The sequence below is a fragment of the Pseudorhizobium sp. NPDC055634 genome (genome assembly GCF_053618655.1).
This window is the reverse complement of sequence record NZ_JBSHHW010000007.1, coordinates 55332-76110: the sequence shown is the minus strand read 5'-3', so window position 1 is coordinate 76110 and position 20779 is coordinate 55332. Positions and strand designations below refer to the sequence as shown.

At 63.0% G+C, this 20779-nt stretch carries 19 protein-coding genes; 8 read left to right on the top strand and 11 right to left on the bottom strand.

Annotation, left to right across the window (positions count from 1 at the left end):
* The first annotated feature begins 10 nt into the window (after window positions 1-10).
* The 4 genes from ACWGPT_RS13000 to ACWGPT_RS12985 all read left to right on the top strand — a co-directional run bounded on the left by ACWGPT_RS13000 (window position 11) and on the right by ACWGPT_RS12985 (window position 5094).
* Window positions 11-832 carry a sugar phosphate isomerase/epimerase family protein gene (locus ACWGPT_RS13000; RefSeq protein WP_452606036.1) on the top strand — a complete coding sequence of 274 codons (822 nt, stop codon included), beginning with the start codon at window positions 11-13 and terminating at the stop codon, window positions 830-832.
* Window positions 833-952: 120 nt separating this feature from the next.
* Entirely contained in the window at window positions 953-2752 is a 1800-nt protein-coding gene (locus ACWGPT_RS12995) for an FAD-dependent oxidoreductase (RefSeq protein ID WP_452606035.1), read from the top strand.
* Window positions 2742-4496, top strand: coding sequence for an FAD-dependent oxidoreductase (locus ACWGPT_RS12990; RefSeq protein WP_452606034.1), 1755 nt, complete (start codon window positions 2742-2744; stop codon window positions 4494-4496). The genes ACWGPT_RS12995 and ACWGPT_RS12990 overlap by 11 nt, the downstream gene beginning before the upstream one ends.
* Window positions 4483-5094 carry an NIPSNAP family protein gene (locus tag ACWGPT_RS12985; protein ID WP_452606033.1) on the top strand — a complete coding sequence of 204 codons (612 nt, stop codon included), beginning with the start codon at window positions 4483-4485 and terminating at the stop codon, window positions 5092-5094. Before ACWGPT_RS12990 ends, ACWGPT_RS12985 begins: the two co-directional genes overlap by 14 nt.
* 89 nt (window positions 5095-5183) lie before the next feature.
* Here the strand turns inward: ACWGPT_RS12985 and ACWGPT_RS12980 are convergent, their stop codons facing one another.
* From ACWGPT_RS12980 to ACWGPT_RS12970, 3 genes are all read right to left on the bottom strand, one after another.
* Window positions 5184-5978, bottom strand: a complete 795-nt coding sequence (locus tag ACWGPT_RS12980) for an IclR family transcriptional regulator (protein WP_452606032.1) — start codon at window positions 5976-5978, stop codon at window positions 5184-5186.
* A 119-nt stretch (window positions 5979-6097) separates the two neighbouring features.
* Entirely contained in the window at window positions 6098-6661 is a 564-nt protein-coding gene (locus tag ACWGPT_RS12975; RefSeq protein WP_452606031.1) for an NIPSNAP family protein, read from the bottom strand.
* Window positions 6662-6758: 97 nt separating this feature from the next.
* Window positions 6759-7658 carry a helix-turn-helix domain-containing protein gene (locus ACWGPT_RS12970; RefSeq protein ID WP_452606030.1) on the bottom strand — a complete coding sequence of 300 codons (900 nt, stop codon included), beginning with the start codon at window positions 7656-7658 and terminating at the stop codon, window positions 6759-6761.
* 118 nt (window positions 7659-7776) lie between these two features.
* Between ACWGPT_RS12970 and ACWGPT_RS12965 the strand changes: the two genes are divergently transcribed.
* The 3 genes from ACWGPT_RS12965 to ACWGPT_RS12955 are packed head-to-tail and all read left to right on the top strand — an operon-like array spanning window position 7777 to window position 10989.
* Window positions 7777-9465 (top strand): FAD-dependent oxidoreductase, encoded by a 1689-nt coding sequence (locus ACWGPT_RS12965; RefSeq protein ID WP_452606029.1) that lies wholly within the window; start codon window positions 7777-7779, stop codon window positions 9463-9465.
* Window positions 9462-10241, top strand: coding sequence for an SDR family NAD(P)-dependent oxidoreductase (locus ACWGPT_RS12960; protein ID WP_452606028.1), 780 nt, complete (start codon window positions 9462-9464; stop codon window positions 10239-10241). The genes ACWGPT_RS12965 and ACWGPT_RS12960 overlap by 4 nt, the downstream gene beginning before the upstream one ends.
* Window positions 10234-10989, top strand: a complete 756-nt coding sequence (locus ACWGPT_RS12955; RefSeq protein ID WP_452606027.1) for an SDR family oxidoreductase — start codon at window positions 10234-10236, stop codon at window positions 10987-10989. The genes ACWGPT_RS12960 and ACWGPT_RS12955 overlap by 8 nt, the downstream gene beginning before the upstream one ends.
* Before the next feature lie 115 nt (window positions 10990-11104).
* Here ACWGPT_RS12955 and ACWGPT_RS12950 read toward each other — a convergent pair.
* From ACWGPT_RS12950 to ACWGPT_RS12920, 7 genes are all read right to left on the bottom strand, one after another.
* Window positions 11105-11859, bottom strand: a protein-coding gene (locus ACWGPT_RS12950; protein WP_452606026.1) for an IS5 family transposase whose coding sequence is annotated in 2 segments (ribosomal slippage) — window positions 11105-11544 and window positions 11544-11859 — 756 coding nt in all. Because the reading frame shifts where the segments join, the coding sequence is not laid out codon by codon here.
* A gap of 73 nt (window positions 11860-11932) precedes the next feature.
* On the bottom strand, window positions 11933-12655 hold the full coding sequence (locus ACWGPT_RS12945) for an ABC transporter ATP-binding protein (protein WP_452606025.1): 723 nt from the start codon (window positions 12653-12655) through the stop codon (window positions 11933-11935).
* A gap of 1 nt (window position 12656) precedes the next feature.
* Window positions 12657-13424 (bottom strand): ABC transporter ATP-binding protein, encoded by a 768-nt coding sequence (locus ACWGPT_RS12940; RefSeq protein WP_452606024.1) that lies wholly within the window; start codon window positions 13422-13424, stop codon window positions 12657-12659.
* Window positions 13421-14395 (bottom strand): branched-chain amino acid ABC transporter permease, encoded by a 975-nt coding sequence (locus ACWGPT_RS12935; RefSeq protein ID WP_452606023.1) that lies wholly within the window; start codon window positions 14393-14395, stop codon window positions 13421-13423. The genes ACWGPT_RS12940 and ACWGPT_RS12935 overlap by 4 nt, the downstream gene beginning before the upstream one ends.
* Window positions 14392-15270, bottom strand: a complete 879-nt coding sequence (locus ACWGPT_RS12930) for a branched-chain amino acid ABC transporter permease (protein WP_452606022.1) — start codon at window positions 15268-15270, stop codon at window positions 14392-14394. The genes ACWGPT_RS12935 and ACWGPT_RS12930 overlap by 4 nt, the downstream gene beginning before the upstream one ends.
* Window positions 15271-15365: 95 nt before the next feature.
* Window positions 15366-16493, bottom strand: coding sequence for an ABC transporter substrate-binding protein (locus ACWGPT_RS12925; RefSeq protein WP_452606021.1), 1128 nt, complete (start codon window positions 16491-16493; stop codon window positions 15366-15368).
* 333 nt (window positions 16494-16826) lie between these two features.
* On the bottom strand, window positions 16827-17726 hold the full coding sequence (locus ACWGPT_RS12920; RefSeq protein ID WP_452606020.1) for an NAD-dependent epimerase/dehydratase family protein: 900 nt from the start codon (window positions 17724-17726) through the stop codon (window positions 16827-16829).
* A 222-nt stretch (window positions 17727-17948) separates the two neighbouring features.
* Between ACWGPT_RS12920 and ACWGPT_RS12915 the strand changes: the two genes are divergently transcribed.
* Window positions 17949-19019 (top strand): Gfo/Idh/MocA family protein, encoded by a 1071-nt coding sequence (locus ACWGPT_RS12915; protein WP_452606019.1) that lies wholly within the window; start codon window positions 17949-17951, stop codon window positions 19017-19019.
* Between the two features lie 110 nt (window positions 19020-19129).
* Here the strand turns inward: ACWGPT_RS12915 and ACWGPT_RS12910 are convergent, their stop codons facing one another.
* Window positions 19130-20359: a tyrosine-type recombinase/integrase gene (locus tag ACWGPT_RS12910; RefSeq protein WP_452606018.1), complete on the bottom strand. Its 1230-nt coding sequence runs from the start codon at window positions 20357-20359 to the stop codon at window positions 19130-19132.
* Between the last annotated feature and the right edge of the window lie 420 nt (window positions 20360-20779).

Sequence of the window (20779 nt, the reverse complement as noted above, 5' to 3'; positions counted from 1 at the left end):
GGAGCGAACGATGACGCGCAGCTATTCTCTATCCTTCCTCACCGTCGCCGATCTCGGGCCGGCCGATGCCATGAGGGTGGCGGTCGAGACCGGCTACGACAGGGTGGGGCTTCGCCTGCTCCCGGCCGCCGCCAGCGGTGAAGGACCCTATCCGATCCTTACCGATCCTAGCGTTCTCAAGGAGGCGCGAGCCGCGCTCGCCGATACGGGCATAAGAGTCGGCGATGTGGAAATCGTCCGGCTCAAGCCGCAAACGAAGCTCGACGAATTCATTCCCTTCCTGGATTGCGCGGCAAATCTGGGTGCCGCCAACATTCTCGTTGCCGGCGACGACGGCGACCATGCGCGCATGACGCAGACCTTCGCCGCATTTGCCGAACTCGCCGGACGCTACGGCATGACCGCTGATCTGGAATTCATGCCGTGGACCGAGGTGCGAAATGCCGTCGAAGCCAATGCCATCGTGCAGGCGGCGGCCCATCCCGCGGGTGGCGTGCTGGCCGATGCGCTGCACTGGAGCCGCACCGGCGGCAAGGCGGAGGATCTGACAGCCATCCCCCGCGCTAGCATTCACTATTTCCAGCTTTGCGACGGACCGGCGGATTACGACGCCTCGGACGAGGGACTCATCAGCATTGCCCGTGGCGGGCGGCTGATGCCGGGGGACGGGGGTATCGACCTTGTTTCCTTTCTGCGCGCACTGCCGGACGGCGTACCGATCAGTGTCGAGATCGCGTCGTCAGAACTGACGAAGCGAATGCCAGCCAGAGAACGCGCGGCCCTGGCATTGCGGAAAGCGAAGAAAGTCGTTGAACTGTCCGTCTCGGAATGAAATTATTTTTTTGAATACCATTCCATTTTGTGTATAAACTGCTGAGGCAACTCGCGGTCACAGGTGCCTGCAGTTGGGATAGAGGCTGGTGGTGCGTCTGGCGCTCCATCGGAGATAGCAATGGACACGACAGCACACCGAAGTGGCGACCCGCACGGAGAAGCTGCCGGGGTAGATGGGAGAATCTCCGGTCCGAGCGATTGCGATGTACTCGTGGTTGGTTCCGGCGCCGGCGGTCTGTCGGCAGCGGTCACCGCAGCACATCTTGGTTTGCGCGTCATCGTGGCCGAGAAGGCCGGCGTCTTCGGTGGCACCACGGCCTATTCCGGTGGCTGGCTCTGGATTCCGAATGCCCCCCATGCGGTCGCCGCCGGAAAAGCCGAAAGCCCGGAGGCAGCCCGGACTTACCTGCGGCACATACTGGGCAATCGATATGACGATGCCATGATTGATGGCTATCTCGATTGTGCGCCACGTATGGTCGAGTTCTTCGAGCAGAACACCGAGGTCCGGTTCAGCCCGGGCATCGGCGTGCCTGATTTCCATGGCGATGTACCGGGTGCTGCCACCGGCTGGCGTTCCGTTGTTGCTGCGCCCTACGACGGGCGTGAACTCGGCCCGCTGATATCGAAGCTTCGCTCCCCGATCCCAGAAACCACATTCTTGGGCATGGGCATTGCATCCGGCGTGGACATGCGCATGTTCCTGACGGCAACGCGGTCGGCTAAGTCATTCGGTTACGTCGCGCGGCGGCTGATGCGGCACGTGCGTGACCTCGCCCTCCATCGCCGCGGGATGCAGCTGGTGAACGGCAACGCCCTGGTGGCGAGGCTCCTGCGGTCCGCTGCCGACAAGGGGGTAACCTTGTGGGCAGGCGCCTCCGTGCGAGAGCTGGTGCGTGCGGATGGACGCGTCGTGGCCGCCGTTCTCGAAACGGGCGCGGGCGTGACAGAGGTGAGGGCGCGGCGCGGCATGGTGCTGGCGACCGGTGGTTTTCCGCATGACGCCCGGCGCCTGAACGACATGCTGCCGCATGTGCAGGCGGGTACGCTGCACTACTCGGCGGCATCGGACGGGAACAGCGGCGACGGTCTTCGGCTGGCTGAAGGTGTCGGGGCTCAGGTCTCGGATTCGCAGGCGCATGCCGCGGCCTATGCGCCCGTATCGCTGGTGCCGCGACCGGACGGCAGCCTCGGCCATTTTCCCCATCTGGTTGAGCGCGGCAAGCCGGGCATCATCGCCGTCAACGCCGCCGGAAGGCGTTTCGCCGACGAGGGCGGCCCCTACCACGACTATGTCCGGGAGATGATCGCGGCGACGCCCGAGGGGCAGCCGGCAGTCTCCTGGCTCATCTGCGATCACCGCTTTCTGCGTCGTTACGGACTGGGCGCCGTCAAGCCGGCGCCGGTGCCCTTCCGCCGCTGGCTGGCAAACGGCTACCTGATCTCGGCAGGTACGATCGAGGAACTGGCCCACCGCTGCGGCATCGACGTCGCGGGGCTGTCTGCAACGATTCGCACCTTCAATCGTCACGCTGAACGAGGCGAGGACCCGGAATTTCATCGCGGCACCACGCCCTACCGGAAGGCGCAGGGCGATCCGGACCATAGGCCCAATCCATGCCTGGCGCCGATTACACGCGCGCCCTTCTATGCGGTTAAGGTCGTGCCCGGCAGCCTTGGCACCTTCGCCGGGATCAGGACCGACGGGCGCGGCCGCGTGCTGGATAAGCGAGGGGACCCCATTCCGGGGCTCTACGCTGTGGGCAATGACATGAACAGCATCATGGGCGGACATTATCCGAGCGGCGGGATCACCCTCGGTCCGGCCATGACCTACGGGTTCCTCGCTGCCGAGACGATCGCCGGCAGCGGTGCGGAGGAGTTTGGAAATAATGGGAGGAAGGAAAATGCCGTCTGAACGCTCGGCTGACGCAATAGAGGAGGTGGACCTGCTGGTTTGCGGTGCAGGCGCCGGCGGCATGACGGCGGCTCTGGTCGCCGCGCTGGAAGGTCTCGAGGTGGTTCTCTGCGAGAAGACCGATCAGGTGGGCGGCACGACATCGACCTCCGGCGGTACGACCTGGGTCCCGGGCACGCACCTTTCCGAACAGGCCGGTGTGCCGGACAAGGTCGAGGATGCCCGCAAGTTCCTGGAGCACGTCGTTGCCAATCGCAGCGGCATCCGCCTGCGCGAAGCGTTTCTGGCCTCTGGCCGCCGCGCCATCGAAGAACTGGACCGGCGCACGGATGTGAAGTTCGTCGCTGCTGCGGCTCATCCGGATTATCTTGACGGTCCCGGTGCTGCCTATGGTGGGCGTGCGTTGGCCCCCTTGACATTCGATGGCAAGCTGCTGGGCCCGGACGATTTTGCCCGGGTTCGTCCGCCTCGTCGGGAGTTCCTCGGCTTAGGAGGCATGATGGTGGGGCGCAACGAACTCGATTCCTTGCTCAAGCCGTTCCGGTCCGCTGCAAATCTGCGTGGTGCTGTGTCGATCGTCGGGCGCTATGCGCTGGACCGCATCAGCTATCGCCGGGGCACCCGGCTCCTGATGGGCAACGCCCTAGTCGGACGATTGCTCTACAGCCTCCGCAAGGCCAGGGTTCCGCTGCTGTTCGAAACCGCTATCCAGGGACTCATCGTCGAGGACGGGCGCGTGGTCGGCGCCTTGCTGGATGGCCCCACCGGTCCGCGGCGCATCCGCGCCCGCAAGGGTGTCGTCCTGGCGACCGGCGGCATCTGCTGGAACCGCAAGATCCGCGACCGACTGTTCCCCCAAGCTGCGCGGGACTATGCTCTCGCGCCGCCCACCAACACCGGGGATGGTGCCGATGTCGCGATGGCGATCGGCGCCGGCTTCGAGGATGGCGCAGACAGCCCGGCACTGTGGATGCCGTGCTCCTCATACACACGGCCGGACGGGTCCCTCGCTGTCTGGCCCCACATTATCCTCGACCGTGCAAAGCCCGGCCTGCTGGCGGTCAACTCCACTGGCAAGCGCTTCGTCAACGAGTCCGACTCCTACCACGACTTCTCGATGGGCCAGATACGCGACAGCTCGATGCCGGCTTATCTCGTCTGCGATTCCACCTTCATGTATCGCTATGGCATGGGCATGATCCTGCCCGGCGCCCGCAACCTCAGGTCCATGGTCAAGGCCGGCTATGTCATCGAGGCGAGGACGCTGGCCGATCTCGCGAAGAAGATCGGCGTCAGTGCTGGAACTCTGACCAAGACAATCGACACCTACAACCGGTCCGCAGTAACCGGCGTGGATGGGGCGTTCGGCCGCGGCAAGTCGGTCGTCAACCGGTTCAATGGCGATGCGTCCGTCCAGCCGAACCCGTGCCTGGCGCCCGTCGGCACGGGCCCGTTCTATGCAATGGCGGTAAAGCCGGCTGATCTCGCCTCCAGCGCCGGTCTTTCCGGAGACGAATTCGGCCGGGTTCTTGACGAGACAGGCGAAGCCATTCCCGGTCTCTATGCTTGCGGCAATGATCTCGCCTCCATCTTCCGGGGCACCTATCCCGGCCCGGGCACCACATTGGGACCCGCCTTGGTGTTCGGCTGGCGGGTCGCAAAGCACGCGGCGGGGAAACTGACAGATGCGCCGGCGGATGCCGGCGCGACGGCACAAGAAAGGACCGAAAATGCAGCGCTATGAAATCGCAACCCTCTCCACGACAATGGGGGCCGCCTCCAAGGCGGCACCGGCCATCGAGGCTTTCGCAGGTGAAGGCGGGGGGCGTCTGCTCGGCATCTTCTATGCCGACATCGGCGCGCTGAACCGTGTGCTGGTCTTGCGCGGATTCGATACAGCGGCCGATTACGATGCGGAACGGGAGCGCACGTTGCGGGCCGCCAATCCGTTCGGATCGGCAGAGTGGCTGACCGGCCTGCAGCTGGAGGGCTACGCGCCGTTTCCCTTCCTGCCGCCAGTGGAGACTGGAAGCTTCGGCCCCGCCTACGAGTTCCGGACCTATGTCCTGAAAACCGGCGGCCTCGAGCCCACCATCCGGGCCTGGGAGGCTGCAGTTCCCGAGCGCACGAAGCTCTCGAAGCTGACGATCTGCCTCTATGGCCTCGACGGCAATCCGCGGATGACGCACATCTGGCCGTTCAGTTCCGTCAACGAACGCGGCCAGATCCGCGCGGACTCGGTGGCGCAGGGTGTCTGGCCGCCGAAGGGCGGGCCGGACTGGCTCACGACCGACATGCAGTCGACCATCGCCTTCCCGACGGCAAACTCGCCGCTGAAGTGAGGAGCGATGGACGGCGCCGCGGCCGAGAACCTTGGCGGCGCCTCCTCGAATCTGGAACTTCGGAGCACCGCCTTTGCGGGCCCAGGCGTTCACCCCTTGCCGTGAAGGCCTGGGAAGTAGCGTGAGCCGCTGGCCGCCATGCCGATCTCTTCGGCGGCGCTGGCCAGGTGCGGCGCCAGTTGCGCCATCCGTTCCTCGGACATGCGCACCGCTGGTCCGGCGATCGACAGGCAACTGATCACCTGGCCATTGCTGCGCACCGGCATCGCCATGGCGGTCATGCCGAGCGTGTAGCTGTTGCTCGAGACGGCAAACCCCCGCTGCCGCGTTTCCGCCACGATCTGCAGCAACTCGGTCATGGTGCGGGGCGCCCCGGGTCCTGATGGCTTGTTTGGATTAATAAGCCCCTGCCGCGACACCCGCCGCAGCGCCTCCTCATCCGACATTGATGCGAGCCAGGCCTGTCCGCCGGCGCTGCTGGCGAGATGCACCACAACGCCCTGCTCCTGGCCGGGGTCATAGCGGAGGCCACCGGTCGCGCCCTGCGCCACGGCCACCCAGATCAGGTCCTCGCCGTCGATCACCGAAAGGCGGACCAGCTCCTCGCTTTTCTGGGCCAGCCGGTCGAGGATGGGCTGGGCTACGTCGCCCACCCCTGTCCGTCCCAGGAAGCCGACACCAAGCGCGGCGAGCTTCATCGTCAGGGCGTAGTCCCCCTGATCCTGCACCTGACGCACATAGCCGAGCCTGATCAATTCGTTCAACGTCCGGTGGACGCCGCTAGCCGGCTGGTTGACCTGGCGGGCGATCGTAGACACCGAAAGGCCGCCTGGCCTCTCCGCAAGGAGCTCGATGATCGTCAGGGATTTCTCGAGATTGCTCATAGATTTTCCATTGTGGATACTCATTCCACTTTTGGCGCCAGAGAACGGATAGTCAAGCGGCTGGGGCCCAGATGGCTGACGCGCCGGACGTTTTCCGTAGGCGATTTACGACCAGTCCTTCAGAGCGGCGAAAACGCCAGGGGCCGTAGGACAATATGATGTCCCTGTGGCGATGCCTCCCCAGGCACAGGATCCACGTTGCGCGGAAGCAGCGCTATCGGAGCGTCGCCACCGCCCGATACCGACTGCCAGACTGCAACAGCATTGTCCGGCGCTTCACCGATGACCAGGCCCGCGAAACTGGAGGCAAACAGGGCGCTTCCCGTTGTTCTCGCGGGATGCGGTTCTCGGCGGCGGGCCAGTGCTTCGGCGAGCAAGGGGGAACTCGCAGTGGCGGTGAGGACACGGTTGTGCTGTTCCTCCACTAGGGCGAAGGCGCGCGGGATGAAGCCGTTTACCCAGGCCTCCTCGGTTGCGAGTGATGCGCGGCAGGCCTCGCGCTCGGCCCAGCCGGCATAGGACCAGAGATGATAGAGCGTGTTGAGCGGGCCGGTCTCGCCCAGCCAGTAACCCATCAACGGCAGATGACGGGATACGAGCGGCAGTCCCTCGTCTGCGAAGAGCGTCAGGTATTCGCCTGCTGCCCCGGGTTTCAAGCGGTAGACTCGCCACTCATGGATCATGGATCTGCCCCTGTTTCAGTTGCCGCAGACTGGACCTTGGCCTCCTGCCAAAAAATGGACGGAGCCGCGGAAAGATTGGACCTTGCCGCAATGGATCTCAGCTATCGCGATGCAAGGTCCGCTTGCGGAAGATACCCGGCGACAGGCCGACCCGCTGTGCGAAGAAGCGATTGAAATAGGCGGGGTCCTCGAAGCCGGTCAGGTGGGCGATCTGGACGACGCTACTTTCCGTATAGACCAGGTACCGCTTGGCCTCCATTATGATGCGCTCGTAGAGAAGGTCAGAGGCGGTCTTTCCCGCCCGCGCCTTGCAGGCGCTGTTAAGTCGTGTCTGGGTTACGGCGAGGCTATGGGCATAGAAGCCAAGGGAGCGTTCGTTGCGGAAATGCTCTTCCAGCAGTGCCCGATAGCGCACTAAAAGATCGTAGTCGCGGTCCGGCGCGGCGATCCCCGGGTCGTCGTAGGAGATATAGAGCCGCAGCATCACCACGAGCACGCGCATGTACTGGGCGAGGATTGCGGTCCGGCGGCCGGGAGCCGACCAGATGAAGTCGCGGTGAAGCCATTCGAACGTGTCGATGACGGCCGGGATGCTGACCCCCGTGCCCTTCAACGGGTAAACGGCCGGCCGGCCGGCCACCCCGATTAGGCGCGAGTCGGAGGCGGCGGCCGCCTTGAGGCAGCCGAGCGCTGCTGTGACGACATAGCCGTCGGTGCCAGGTTCGAAGTCGATCTGGTGAACGATCCCTGCCGGGATGACGAGGATGCCGGGCGTGGGAATGGGCAAGGTCTGGTCTTCCATGCGGATGGTGCCGCCGCCTGAGCGCACCAGAAGAACCTGCATGTGGTCGGGGTGGGTGTGCGGACGAATTCTCCAATCGTGCGGCCCGCTGCGATCCCGCAGCGGTTCGATATGCAGGAAGTCGAGTTCGACGTCTGCCCCTTGATCGCCATACAGATAATAGTGGGGAATTCCGCCTATGGCACCGCTCGGCATTCTTTCTCCTCGGCCTCATGCTCGACGAATAGTGCAACAAATGCGCAGCTGCGTCCATTGGTCCCCCGCGATTGCTGGGCTAGCAAGGTGGCATGCCGATCATGCAAGGGAGGAACCGATGGAGCGGCCCACGCAGGAGCGTGTTTGCGACGTGCTTGTCATTGGATCGGGTGCAGGTGGTCTATCCACCGCCATCACGGCGCGAAAGCACGGCCTCTCGGTCATCGTCATCGAGAAGGAGGAGGTCTTCGGGGGAACGACCGCTTTTTCCGGCGGCGTGCTCTGGATCCCCGGCAACCGGCACGGCAAAACCAACAATCCGGACGACACGCGCGAAGCCGCCCGGCTGTACATGAAGGCTGAAACGGGAAACTGGTTTCAGGAAAGTGCGGTGGATACCTATCTCGCAGCCGGACCAAGGATGCTCGACTGGTTCGAGCAGGAAACCGCCGTCAAATTCGTGCCGACGCTTTATCCCGATTACCACCCCACGGTGGATGGCGGTGTCGACGTCGGCCGTTCGGTTCTGGCCGCACCGTTCGACACGAGCGCACTCGGCGAAAACCTGAAGCGTCTGCGGCCGCCGCTGGCAACAATCACGTTCATGGGCATGATGTTCAATTCGTCCAACGCGGACATCAAGCACTTCTTCAATGCGACGAAATCGGCTAGGTCTTTCGCCTATGTGATGAAGCGGCTTGCCGCACATGCCGGAGAAGTCGTCCGCCATGGCCGCGGGGTACAGGTCACGAGCGGGAATGCGCTTGCTGCAAGGCTGGCCAAGACCTGCTTCGATCTCGACATCCCGATCCTGACGGAGACTCCGGCGCTCCGCCTGATCAGCGAGGGGGGGCGGGTCACCGGGGCGGTAGTCGGCGGCGGTGGGCCGGACCGGATCCTCGCGGGCCGCGGCGTGGTGCTGGCCTGCGGCGGGTATGCGAACGACCTTGCCCGCCGAGCAGGGATCTACGGCCACCTCAAGGCGGGCGGGGAGCACCATTCACCGGTACCGGCGGGAAACACCGGCGATGGCATCCGCCTTGGCGAGGAGGCCGGTGGTGCCTTCGATGCGGAGTTCCCGCAGCCCGCCGCCTGGATGCCGGTGAGCCGCGTACCGGGCCAGGGCGTATTCCCGCACCTCCTCGACCGGTACAAGCCGGGCGTGATCGCGGTGCTTCCCAGCGGCAGGCGCTTCACGAACGAGAGCGAGAGTTATCATGACGTCGGCGCAGCGATCATCGCCTCGGGGCAGTCCTCCGCCTGGTTGATCTGCGACCATCCTACCATCCGCAAGTACGGCCTCGGCCACGCGAAACCTGCACCGATGCCGCTCCTTCCCTGGCTGCGCTCGGGTTACCTCAGGAAGGGGGCGAGCCTCGCTGAACTTGCCCGGTCCTGCGGGATCGACTCCGCCGTCCTGGAGCAGACGGTTACACAATTCAACCAAGCGGCGCGGGAAGGGAAGGATCCTGAGTTCCACCGCGGCGAAACCTCGTTCAACCGCTATCTCGCCGATCCCGACCATAAGCCGAACCCCTGCGTGGCGCCCGTGGAGCACGGCCCCTTCTATGCGGTAAAGCTGGAGATGGGCGACCTCGGCACATTCGATGGTCTGAAGACCACCGTGCCGGGTGAGGTGCTCGACCGGCAGGGAGCCGTAATTCCCGGCCTCTTTGCCGTTGGCAACGATCGTGCCTCGATCATGGGCGGCAATTATCCGGGTGCGGGGATCACGCTCGGCCCGGCCATGACCTTTGGCTGGATCACCGGCCGCTATCTCGCAGGTATCGAAGAGGACGCAGCATGAACTGGCTCGGGCTGGAAGGAAAGACCGTCGTCGTGACCGGCGCCGGCGGAGGGATCGGTCAGGCCGTTGCGCGGGCCTTCGCCGGGCAGGGGGCAAGAGTGGTGCTGCTCGATCGTGATCAGGAACGCACCGCGTCGCTCGTCGCGGAACTCGGAGGCGGCGCGTTCACGGTCGCCTGCGACGTCTCCAAGGCAGCGGACATTGCGGCAGCCGCAGATCGGGTGGAGAGGGAGGGCAGGGTTGACGTCCTCGTCAACAATGCCGGTATCCTGCGGCCCGGTCGGCTGGAGAGCGTATCGGAGGCTGACTGGTCGGCCATGCTTGCCGTGAACCTCACCGGCTATCTCGCCGCCGCACAGTCATTCGGACGGGGCATGATCGCGCGCGGCCGTGGAGCGCTTGTCCATGTGGCGAGCATCGCCGGCACGCAGCCGCAGCCGGCCAGCGGCGCCTATTCGGCGTCGAAGGCCGCGATCCTCATGCTCTCGCGGCAACTGGCATACGAGTGGGGGCCGAAGGGCATCCGCTCCAACACGCTGAGCCCGGGCCTGGTGCGCACGCCCCTTTCCGAACCCTTCTATCGCGACGAAGAGGTGAAGGCGCGGCGCGAGGCCATGGTGCCGGCCGGCCGCATCGCGACACCCGAGGACATGGCGGACGTCGCCCTGTTCTTGGCCTCTCCACGCTCGTCCTACGTCTCCGGCCAGGATATCGTGGTCGATGGCGGATTGTCCCAAGCCCTCATGGGCCTCGTTCCGAGACCCGGCTATGCGTGAGGTCCGGCAGGCACTGGTGACCGGCGGGGCCGAGGGGATCGGCCTCGCCATCGCCGAGGCACTCGCTGCGGCAGGGTGCCGCGTAACCATCGCCGATCTCGACGGCACCAAGGCCGCCGAGCGTGCTGCAGCGCTCGGCACAGGCCATAGCGGCATTGCCTGCGATATCACGGTGGAGGCGCAGGCGATTGCTGCGGCCGCCTCAGCCCCGTTCGAAATCCTCGTCAACAATGCCGGTATCGGCGACAGTCATCTGCCGACGCTGGAACAAGGGCTCGACGCGTTCCGGAAGGTGCTGGATGTTCATCTCTCGGGCACATTCCTGATGTCTCGCGAGGTGGCCAGAGGAATGGTGGAACGAGGCAGCGGCGCGATCGTCAATCTCTCTTCCATCGCCGGTATTACCGGGCTGCCGAAGCGCAATGCCTATGGAGCAGCGAAGGCGGGTATCGTCGCAATGACGAAGGCGATGGCCTGCGAGTGGGCCGGCCGCCGCGTGCGCGTCAATGCGGTCGCTCCCGCTTTCGTGGAGACGGCGCTCTTAAGGAAGCTCGCCGATGCAGGCCGCGTGGATCTGCCGACGCTTCGCCGCCGCACGCCGATCGGCCGTCTGATCCGTGCGGAGGAGGTCGCCGCGGCTGTCGCCTTCCTTGCCTCGCCGATGGCCTCCGGCATCACGGGCGCGGTCCTGCCCGTCGATGGTGGCTGGACCGCCTTCGGCGATTTCGGAGATGCGTCGACGGCCTGAGCAGAGCCGTCCGCCGACCAGGCGGCTTGCGTCCGACGCGAACTCCTCGCCATAAAAGATGAAGGGCCCGGCATTCTGCCAGGCCCTTCGTTTTTTCGCTTGGGAGGAGTTCTGGCTAGGGCGTGGACTCAATAGCCCCCAGCCACATGCGTGCTGAAGCGAGCGCGACGGCAGCCAGAAAATTACTTGCAAGCTTCTCGAAGCGAGTAGCCACTCGGCGGAATTGTTTGAGATTGCAGAAATAACGCTCGACGAGGTTGCGCTTTCGATAGAGGCCGGGCTCGACCGAGCGCTGGATCTTGACCCGACGCTGGGTGGGAATATGCGCCGTTCCGCCTCGCGCTGCGACCAGTTCGATCGGAGCGCGGCTATCGTAACCTCGATCGGCCACAACGATAGTGGCTTGCGGCAGTCCGGCGAGTAGGGTTGGGAACGCCGCCTTATCCGATGCCTGACCCGGGGTGATCAGCAGCCGAACCGGCAAGCCGTCCTGGTCCACGACGGCGTGGATCTTGGTACTCAGTCCGCCACGAGAACGGCCAATGGCGTGATCCGGCCCCCCTTTTTGCCGCCGGCAGCGTGCTGGTGCGCTCGCACGATCGAGCTGTCGATCAACTGCAGGCTTTGCGGCGAACGATCGCTCAAGGCCTCGAACATGGCCAGCCATACGCCCCTCCTGGCCCATCGATTGAAGCGGTTGTAGACGGTCGTGTAAGGCCCATAGCGTTCCGGAAGGTCCCGCCAGGGCGAACCGGTCCGCAGCACATAGAAGATGCGCCGATCGTCTTGTCGGCGTTTGCCCTTGCCAACCGGCGGAAGCAGCGGCTTGACAATCCGCCACTCCGCTTCGCTCAAATCGTAACGTGCCATCCTCAAGCACCTACCTGTCGGCAGTGTCGAATCAGGCTTCGAGCACAACCTCAACCCTTATTGAGTACAGACCCTAGGCAGCATCATCGATGTGCCCGCCGAGGAAGAGCTGGCCGACGCGCGGATCCTTCAGAAGCTTGTCGGCCTCGTCGAACATGCGGGTCTGGCCGAGTTCGAGCACCAGCCCATAGTCCGACATGGCAAGTGCAGCCTTGGCGTTCTGCTCGACCATCAAGATCGTGACGCCCTGGTCTCGCAGGCGGATGAGCGTCTGGAAGACCTCCTGGACGAGGTTCGGGGAAAGGCCGATGGACGGTTCGTCGATCAGGATCAGCTTGGGGTCCAGCAACAGGGCGCGGGCGATCTCCAGCTGCTTCTGCTGGCCGCCGGAAAGCTCGATCGCCTTCTGGTCCTTGCGCTCCCGAAGCATGGGGAACTGGTCCATCACCTCCTCCATGCGCTGGCGTACCTTTGGCTGGTCCCTGGAGGTGATGCCGCCGAGCTCCAGGTTGTGGAGGACCGAGAGCTGCGGCACGACGTTGCGGCCCTGGGGTACATAGGTGACGCCGCGGGCGATCATCTCGGCCGGAGACTTCCTCGTGACGTCTTCGCCCTCCAGCAGGATTTCGCCAGAATGGATGTTGAGAAGCCCGAAGATCGCCTTGAACACGGTGGACTTGCCGGCGCCGTTCGGACCGATCACAGTTGTAATGGATGCCTTCGGACTGGCGAAGGTGGTTCCGTTCAGGATCGTGATGCGGCCATAGCCGCCGGTGACTTTCCTCAGTTCCAGCATGTCAGCCTCCGAGATAAGCGTCGATGACCATCTGGTTCGACCGGATCTCGTCCGGCGTTCCTTCGGCGATGATTTCACCCTGCGCCAGCACGATGATGCGGGTGCACAGCGACATGACGAATTCCATGTTGTGCTCGATGACGACGAAGGTCGTGCCGTGCTCGCGGTTGTAGGTGACGAGCCGCTCCTTCAGGTGGCCGAGCATCGTCAGGTTCACACCGCCGGCAGGCTCGTCTAGTAGAACGATGCCAGGTCCGGCCATGAAGGCCATCGCCGCGTCGACAAGCTTCTGCTGCCCGTACGAAAGCGAGCCTGCGGGCGTGTCGCGGTAGGGAGCCAGCCGGAAGAACTCGATCAGTTGCTCCGCCTTCTGTGTCAGTCCCGCATCCGGCTTGCCAAACAGGCGGGACATCATGCTACCTTCGTGCTCCTGGCCGGCAAGGATGACGTTGTCGAGGACGCTCATCTTCGGGAACACCGACAGCTGCTGGAACGTACGCCCGACGCCCATCAGCGAGAGATCGGCTGGGCGTACTCCATCGGTCGGCTGACCGTTGATCTCGCAGTGGCCCTCGCTTGGCCTGAGCTGGCCGAGGATGCAGTTGAACAGCGTCGACTTGCCGGAGCCATTCGGCCCGATCAGGCCGAGAATTTCTCCCTTACGTACGTCGAAGCTGACATTGTTGACGGCGCGGATGCCGCCGAACTGTTTCGAGATGTTGCGGACGGACAGGATCGGCCCGTCATGTCCCAGTGTATGCATGTTCATAGCTGGACCCCCTGCTTGAGATCGCGACGTTCTTCCTGCCTCGGCTTGAACTTTTCATAAAGTTTCATGCCAAGCCCGATCAGGCCGTTTGGCGAATAGACCATCAACACGATAACGAGGGCCGCGTAGATTATGAGGTAGTAACCTTCGGTGAAGCGCAACAGCTCCGGAAGAAGGATCACCACGGCGGCCCCTAGCATCGGGCCGAAGAAGAGGCCGGAACCGCCGACGACCACCATCAGCAGAAGCTTTAGCGAGTGGATCAGCGCAAAGCTGCCCGGCTCGATGAACTGAACAAGCGGCGCCTGCATGGCGCCCGCAAGTCCTCCGAAGGCCGAGCCGATCGCGAAGGCAAGCAGCGTCTGGCGGCGGATATTGAGGCCGAGGCTTTCCGCCCGGACCGGATTCTCGCGCAGTGCCTTAAAGGCACGGCCCCACGGCGAGCGAAGGATCCACCACAGAACGGCGGCAGCAAGAAGGAAGCAGGTAAGCGAGAAGTAGTAGAAAGGCAGGTTTCCGTCCGTCGCAATGCCGAAGAAGGAGGGGCGGGGCATGCCGACGAGGCCGAAGGAGCCGCCGGTGATCTCCTCCTCGTTGCGCAGAACGAGGAAGAGCAGCGTGTTAAAGGCGAGCGTCACGAAGGCCAGGAAATGATGCTGGACGCGCAGCGCCGGATAGCCGAGCGCCAGTCCCACCAGGAAGCTCGCGCCGATCGAGACGATGGCGGCAAGGCTCCAGTGAATGCCGTTCAGCGTCATCAGCGCGGTGATGTATGCGCCGATTCCCATGAATGCTGCCTGCGCCAGGCTCACCTGGCCCGCATAGCCGAGCGTCAGGTTGAGACCCATGGCGGCGATCGAGAACAGCAGCCAGGAGCACAGCGTATAGATGATGTAGTTGCCCTGCCCAAGCGGGGCGACAATGAGCGCCGCGAGGCCGAAGGCGACGAGAACTGGTTTATAGCGGGTCATACGGTTCTCCCTTCCGGGGTGCCGAGCAGGCCCTGTGGCCGCAGCAGGATGATGGCGATGAGCAGGATGAGCGGCATGGCGGATCGATACTCGGCGGAGATGTAAACGGCTGAAAGGTTGTCAATCACGCCGATCAGCAGGCCACCCACGAGAGCACCGCGGATCTGGTTGAAGCCACCGACGATCGCGGCAATGAAGGCGACAAGGCCCAGTGTCTCACCGTTCGAGAACTTGGCGAGATAGATCGGTGAGATGAGGACCGATGCGATGGTTGCGAGTGCGGCATTGATGAGGAAGGTGTAAAGCACCATGCGCCGAACGTTCACGCCAAGGATCTCAGCTACTGCCGGGTTCTGGGCGCTTGCCTGCATGCAGCGGCCGGTTCGGGTGCGGTTCAAGAAAAGCTGCAGTCCGCCAATGGCGATCATCGAAACGATCAGGTTGCAGATGTCCTGCACCGAAACGCTTGCGCCTGCGACATTGTAGACGGTCTGCGGGAAAATCGCCGGAAAGGGCTGCGCGGTTGCGCCATAGAACTCCTTGACGCTTTCCTTCATCAAGAGACCGAGCGCGATTGTGGCGATGACCAGCGGTAGCGTGCCATGCGGAAGCATGGGTTCGACAATCATTCGCTTAAAGGCGAGGCCGAGGATGAGGAGCGCAAGGACAAGGCCGAGGATGACCGATGCCCACAGAGGCAGTCCGAGCACTGTCATGCCGATGAGCACGAAGAAAGCCGGAAGCATGACGAACTCGCCCTGGGCGAAGTTGATCGTCTGCGAGGCCTGCCACAGCAACGTGAAGCCAACGGCGGCCAGCGCATAGATCGAGCCGGCGGCAAGGCCGGAGATAAGAATTTGGAGAAGCTCGGCCATGATGTCGTCCTCGAGGCTATAGGTCGGCTTGGCGGATGATAAACGATCGTGCCGGCGGCGGCTCAAGTCCCCGCCGGCACGGTGTGAGTTGAGGCTTAGTTCGCAGGAAGGATCGCCTTCACGACCTGCTTGCCGTTCTGCACCTCCACGAAGAAGCTCTCGCGCGCCATTTCGCCAGTCTCGTCCCAACTGACATCCATGAGGACACCGGGGCAATCCGCGACCTTCAGCGTCAGGCCGTGCATCTTCTCGGCAATCGCGGCGCTGTCGGCCTCGCCGACCGTTTCAGTCACGCACTTAAGCGTATAGGCGGCGGTGTAGCCTTTGATCGCGTTATGGTCGGGCGTGTAGTTGAACTTGGCCTTGAACTTCTCAACCATCTCCGTCATCGCGGGGATGTTGGCGTCCGGCGTCAGGCCCACGTGACCCATTGCGCCGTTTGCCGCCTCGCCGGCGAGTTCGATCACTTTGTGGCCGATCAGCGTGGTTTCGCCGACGAGTGGAATGGTGATGCCTTGTTTGCGCGCCTCGCGCAGGAAGCGGGCGCTTTCCTCTTCCGTCACATAAACGAAGGCGGCATCGGCCTGGACACCCTTGAGCTTGACGATGTCGGCTGAGAAGTCCGTCTGTGCCTGTTCGGTCGGAATGTCGGCGACGATCTCAAAACCGTAGTTCTCGGCTTCTTTCAAGAAGGACGTGTGGCCGCCCTTGCCGAACTCCGTGTTTGCCCAAACGACCGCAACCTTCTTCACCTTCATTTCTTCGGCCATGTACTTGGCCATCTTCGGCACGCCCTTTTGGGAACCGAATGCGGTCCGGAAGATGTAGGGATTGTTCATCCCGGTGATCGAGGGCGCTTCCGAACCGGTGAACTGCGGGATGCCGGCTTGGCGGGCAACGAGCATGTTCACGACGGTCGAGGACGAGAAGACGGTGCCCATGATGGCGTAGACGCCGTCATCGATCGCCTTCTGCACCATGGCGCGGGACACCTGCGGATCGGTCTGGCTATCGTATTCCGTGATGGCGACCTGCTCCTTGAGGATCCCGCCTGCAGCGTTGATTTCCTCGAAGCCCATCTTGACGCCGTCGCGGAAGTTGGTGCCCGCGGCAGCGCCGGGTCCCGACAATTCCACGATCGAGCCGACCTTCAGTTCGGCCAGTGCCGGCACGACGCTAAGCGCCGTGACGAGTGCGGTTGCGGAAAGCAGTTTCTTGATCATCATTTTCCTCCCTGAATGATCATTGCGTAAACGTGCTGGCGACGTCTGTCGCCTGCCGAAGGCGTGCCCCCTGGGTTCGCCTGCGGCTGGATTGTCTTTTCTGTCGGCATCTCTCGTCCTTGCAAGACCAACACCCCTCAATCCCCAGACAGCTGCCGAAATTGGTTCTCCACCTCTCGTCCCGGATCTCGGGCCACCTGCCTGCCATCCTATTTGTCGGCGGCCAAGCGCGACTAAGCCTTTCAAGATCCTCCCTGTGGAAAGGCTGGTCCCTGCCTCTCCGCAGGTATCGTCAAAACACGGGTGCGGAATACGTGAAATGGACAATGGGCGCTAAACATTAGACAATTCGTCGCCCGCGGCCCGTTTCAGCGTGGCAATCGACTGGCGAATTCCATCCGCGATTCCCGTGACCGGCTGGGCCCCCAGGAAGGCAGGCACGGGGTCCGACGCCAAGTCCGCCGGGATCCTTAGCGGCTCTCCGCTGATGCCGATGCCGGACCAGCTCGACTGTGCACGAAGTTCGGCTACGAACGCCTCCATCTCTGCGGTCTGGCCGGCCATGGTCAGCGCGGTCGCTCCTTCGAGTGGTGCAGTCATCGCGGCCGCCAGGATGCGGGCGACGTCATCGACATAGACGAAGCCGACGCGACCCGAGAACCGGATTTCAGCCGGTTCCCGTCGAACCGATGCCGCGATCGCGATGGACGGGCCCGCCGCGATGCCGGAGCTGATGCCCGGACCGTAGACAATGTAGGGGCGAAGCCCGAGGCTGCGCACGCCGTGGTCTAGGAAGAAGGCGCGCGCCGCCCCCTCGACTGCGAGCTTCGTCGCGCCGTATATCGTCATCGGCTGCGGATGGATTGCATCGTTCGGGCCGAAGACGCCTGCGGTGCTGAGATAGGCGACCGGCAGCCCTCCTGCCTTGGCTGCCTCGAACACGTTGAGGCTGCCTATCAGGTTCACGCGCGTGGCAAGTACAGGATCTCGCGCGCAATCCACCGTCATCAGCCCTGCCAGATGGATGATGCCATTGCATCCCTCTGAGGCGGATGCGACAGCGGCAGGATCTGCGATATCGCCGGAAACGACCTCCACGGACATGCCGGCGGGAAGGCGCTCCGGCCGCGGAGCGAGATCGAAGATCCGGATTGAATGACCGGCCGCATGCAAGGCGGTCGCGGTCCGCAGCCCCACGAACCCTGTACCTCCGGTGAGGAGAACCAGCTTCATAGATTGGATCTCATGGGCCTGAGGGTCCGCAGGGCAGCAATAACCCGCACGCGCTCTCCTCTGCTCCTGCCTACCGGAACTCCCACTGTCACGCTCCTCCTCAGGCCACTATTCTCGTCCTTGGGCGCAATCCTCGCAAAAAATGGAATTCCATTCAAGAATAAACTTTAATTCCGTTTCTGTTTTTGTATCGTTGCATCCGGCGTAATAGGAGGATTGACGTTGGACAACATTGGTATCGCGGTTATCGGAGCAGGCGCGATCGGCCGCACCCACATAGACACCCTGGTCAGCATGGAAAGGGCAAGAGCAGGAGGTTTGCGATTGGCCGCAGTTGTGGATCCCGCGCCGCCGGGGAAAACGACCGCCGAGGCTCGGGAGGTTCCCTGTCTCCCTGACGTTGCCTCGCTGATCCAGTCGGGCCTTGCTCGAGCCGCCATTGTCGCGACTCCCAACGAAACACATCTGCCGATCTCGGCAGCGCTGTTGAAGTCAGGAGTGCCGGTGCTCCTAGAAAAGCCAGTTGCCGAGAGCCTGGAATCGGCGCTTCAACTGATCAAACTTGCAGAGGAAACCTTGGTGCCGCTGCTGGTCGGCCATCACCGGCGGCACAATCCAATCATCAAAGCCGCGCACGAGGCGATCCACGAAGGGCGGATTGGCGACCTGGTGATGGCGACGGTGACCTGTTCCCTTGCCAAGACCCCTTCCTATTTCGAGGCTGCGTGGCGCCGGACGCCCGGAGCAGGTGGGCCGCTGCTTATCAATCTCGTGCATGAGATCGATCTTTTACGCCATTTCTTCGGGGAAGTGGCTAGTGTACAGGCGATCACCAGCAATGCCCGGCGCAGTTTCCCGGTGGAGGATACGGCGGCTGTCGCCCTGTCCTTCGTGAAGGGCGGCCTTGCAACCCTTTGCATTTCCGACGCCGCCACCGGCCCCTGGGCGTGGGATCTCTCCGCGGGCGAAAACCCGATGCGTTTCCCTGCTCACGATGTCACCGCACATCACTATGCCGGCAGCAGGGCCGGGCTCTCGCTACCTGATCTGACGCTGTGGGAACCGGAAGGCGAACCGGACTGGACGCGCAAGCTGAAGCTGTCAAAACTGTCCATCCAGCCGGCGGACCCCTATACCGAGCAGTTGCTGCACTTTGCCGAGCTCGTCCGGCACGGTGGCTCGCCGCTCGTCAGTGCCCGCGATGCAACGGCCAACTTAATGGTCCTGGACGCAATCCGCTCGGCCGCGGAAAAGCGCCAAGCGGTTGATGTCGACCTCTCCCTACTCCAATGAGACGGCATCGTCTCACTCGCGACGCGTGGAGCATGTGGTGTTGATTTCCACTGAGAGCTGACCCGGCGCAGAGAGCTCCGCAGGCAAATACATGTTGCGCAACTCGAAGGTCACGATACCTGTGAGGTGTTGGCATCTCCTCGAAGGCAAAAATTCTCCCAAGCTAACATCACCGGGCGTCGCTGTTCCAGAAGATCGGTTCGGTGGTAGGCAGCCTCCACGGCACTCTTCACTGTGTGGGCCAACGCCCTTTCGGCCAGGTCCCGCGGATATCCGTTCTCGGATGCCCAGTCGCGAAAGCTCGATCGAAAGCCATGCGCTGTCGCATTTCGTCCTTGGGTATCGCTTTCGACGTCATGATCGTGCAGGAACTTCGTCAGTGCCATGTCGGTGACTGGGTTGTTCGTCCGCGACAGAAAGACGAGACCTTCTCTGCGTTCCGATTGCTCAAGTCGGTTTTCTAGGATCTCGATAGATCGTGGGCCCAGCGGGACGCGGTGGGCAGCCTTCGCCTTCATCCTGCGTGCCGGCACAGTCCAGATAGCTTGCGAGAAGTTGATCTCCTGCCATTCCATGTGCCGAAGCTCGCCGGAGCGGCAGGCGGTCAGGATGACGAGCTCCAGCATTTGACGGGTGATATTTGCTTCGCCGGCGTGCAAAACCTCCCTGAAGAAGCTCGGCACCGATCTCCAAGGCAGGGCAGGTTGGTGTTGAACCCTCTCCCGCTTCCCAGGTTGTCTGGGCAATAGCTTGTCTACTACACCGACTGGGCTTGCGACGATGAAGCCGTTTGCAGCAGCCCAGTTCATGACAGCGTCACAACGTTGCTTCACCCGAGAGGCTGTCTCCGGCTTCTCGAGCCAGATTGGCTTGAGGCAGGCGGCAAAATCGGCCGGGCCGAGTTGGTTGACCCGTGTCTTGCCAATCTTCGGAAAAATAAACCTCTCTAGTGTAGTGATCCACTGGTCTCGATGTTTCTTGTTGCGGAACCCCCCGGCCTTGTCCGCGTGGTGTTGGCATGCGGCCTCTGCGAAAGTGGGGACGGTAGCGAGCCTTGCCGCCTCCCGCTCCTCCTCGCGGCGGACTTCCAGCGGGTCATTGCCTTTGTCGATGACGCCACGCGCCTCAAAGCCCCTGACCCGTGCATCTCGAATAGATGTTGTCGGATAGCTTCCAAGTCCCATTTCCCGACGTTTGCCAGTGGCAGGTGAGAGAAAACGCAAGATCCACTTTCCCGTGCCGGGACTTCCGCCGGGCACTAGGTAAAGGCCGACAATGGTGCCGTCCGATACAGGCTTATCGGTTGGTTTCAGCTTCCGAGCCTTTGCGTCGCTGAGCATGTGGCGGCATCCTTTATGAACTTAGTTAAGGCTTGCTAGCCCGCCACAAGTGGCGAGATTTGCTGTTGCGAGATGGTACGGAATGTTACGTGGAAAAAGGGAGGTCGTGGAAAAATCAAGTGTAATTACAGTACGATATGAGATATCCTGAGTTCAGATGGGTCGGTCGCGAAAGCAGTCACCCTCTCCGCCATTGGGAACGCTTGGCAGTAAGGCTTTCCGGACGATTTGCTGATCTCCTTGTGTTTCGAGGCGGTGCCGGGCGGCGTCGGCTTTCGAACGCGGTCTGAACATGTGAGCAGCATCTCGCCTTACAAGGAGCTGAGGATCCTCGATCGCGATCCATCTGAGGGGCGATGACTTCGGCGCGCGCCTCAGATGGCGCGATCGCCCGACAGCTTCCTGTTGCGGTCGCGTCAT

Excerpts from the sequence above, each read along its gene's own strand:
- ACWGPT_RS12945 (WP_452606025.1), bottom strand. The coding sequence starts at position 12,655 with ATGCTGGAACTGAGGAAAGTCACCGGCGGCTATGGCCGCATCACGATC.
- ACWGPT_RS12960 (WP_452606028.1), top strand. The coding sequence starts at position 9,462 with ATGAACTGGCTCGGGCTGGAAGGAAAGACCGTCGTCGTGACCGGCGCC.
- ACWGPT_RS12970 (WP_452606030.1), bottom strand. The coding sequence starts at position 7,658 with ATGCCGAGCGGTGCCATAGGCGGAATTCCCCACTATTATCTGTATGGC.
- ACWGPT_RS12920 (WP_452606020.1), bottom strand. The coding sequence starts at position 17,726 with ATGAAGCTGGTTCTCCTCACCGGAGGTACAGGGTTCGTGGGGCTGCGG.
- ACWGPT_RS12925 (WP_452606021.1), bottom strand. The coding sequence starts at position 16,493 with ATGATCAAGAAACTGCTTTCCGCAACCGCACTCGTCACGGCGCTTAGC.
- ACWGPT_RS12910 (WP_452606018.1), bottom strand. The coding sequence starts at position 20,359 with ATGCTCAGCGACGCAAAGGCTCGGAAGCTGAAACCAACCGATAAGCCT.
- ACWGPT_RS12955 (WP_452606027.1), top strand. The coding sequence starts at position 10,234 with ATGCGTGAGGTCCGGCAGGCACTGGTGACCGGCGGGGCCGAGGGGATC.
- ACWGPT_RS12935 (WP_452606023.1), bottom strand. The coding sequence starts at position 14,395 with ATGACCCGCTATAAACCAGTTCTCGTCGCCTTCGGCCTCGCGGCGCTC.
- ACWGPT_RS12975 (WP_452606031.1), bottom strand. The coding sequence starts at position 6,661 with ATGATCCATGAGTGGCGAGTCTACCGCTTGAAACCCGGGGCAGCAGGC.
- ACWGPT_RS12940 (WP_452606024.1), bottom strand. The coding sequence starts at position 13,424 with ATGAACATGCATACACTGGGACATGACGGGCCGATCCTGTCCGTCCGC.
- ACWGPT_RS12990 (WP_452606034.1), top strand. The coding sequence starts at position 2,742 with ATGCCGTCTGAACGCTCGGCTGACGCAATAGAGGAGGTGGACCTGCTG.
- ACWGPT_RS12995 (WP_452606035.1), top strand. The coding sequence starts at position 953 with ATGGACACGACAGCACACCGAAGTGGCGACCCGCACGGAGAAGCTGCC.
- ACWGPT_RS12965 (WP_452606029.1), top strand. The coding sequence starts at position 7,777 with ATGGAGCGGCCCACGCAGGAGCGTGTTTGCGACGTGCTTGTCATTGGA.
- ACWGPT_RS13000 (WP_452606036.1), top strand. The coding sequence starts at position 11 with ATGACGCGCAGCTATTCTCTATCCTTCCTCACCGTCGCCGATCTCGGG.
- ACWGPT_RS12985 (WP_452606033.1), top strand. The coding sequence starts at position 4,483 with ATGCAGCGCTATGAAATCGCAACCCTCTCCACGACAATGGGGGCCGCC.
- ACWGPT_RS12980 (WP_452606032.1), bottom strand. The coding sequence starts at position 5,978 with ATGAGCAATCTCGAGAAATCCCTGACGATCATCGAGCTCCTTGCGGAG.
- ACWGPT_RS12930 (WP_452606022.1), bottom strand. The coding sequence starts at position 15,270 with ATGGCCGAGCTTCTCCAAATTCTTATCTCCGGCCTTGCCGCCGGCTCG.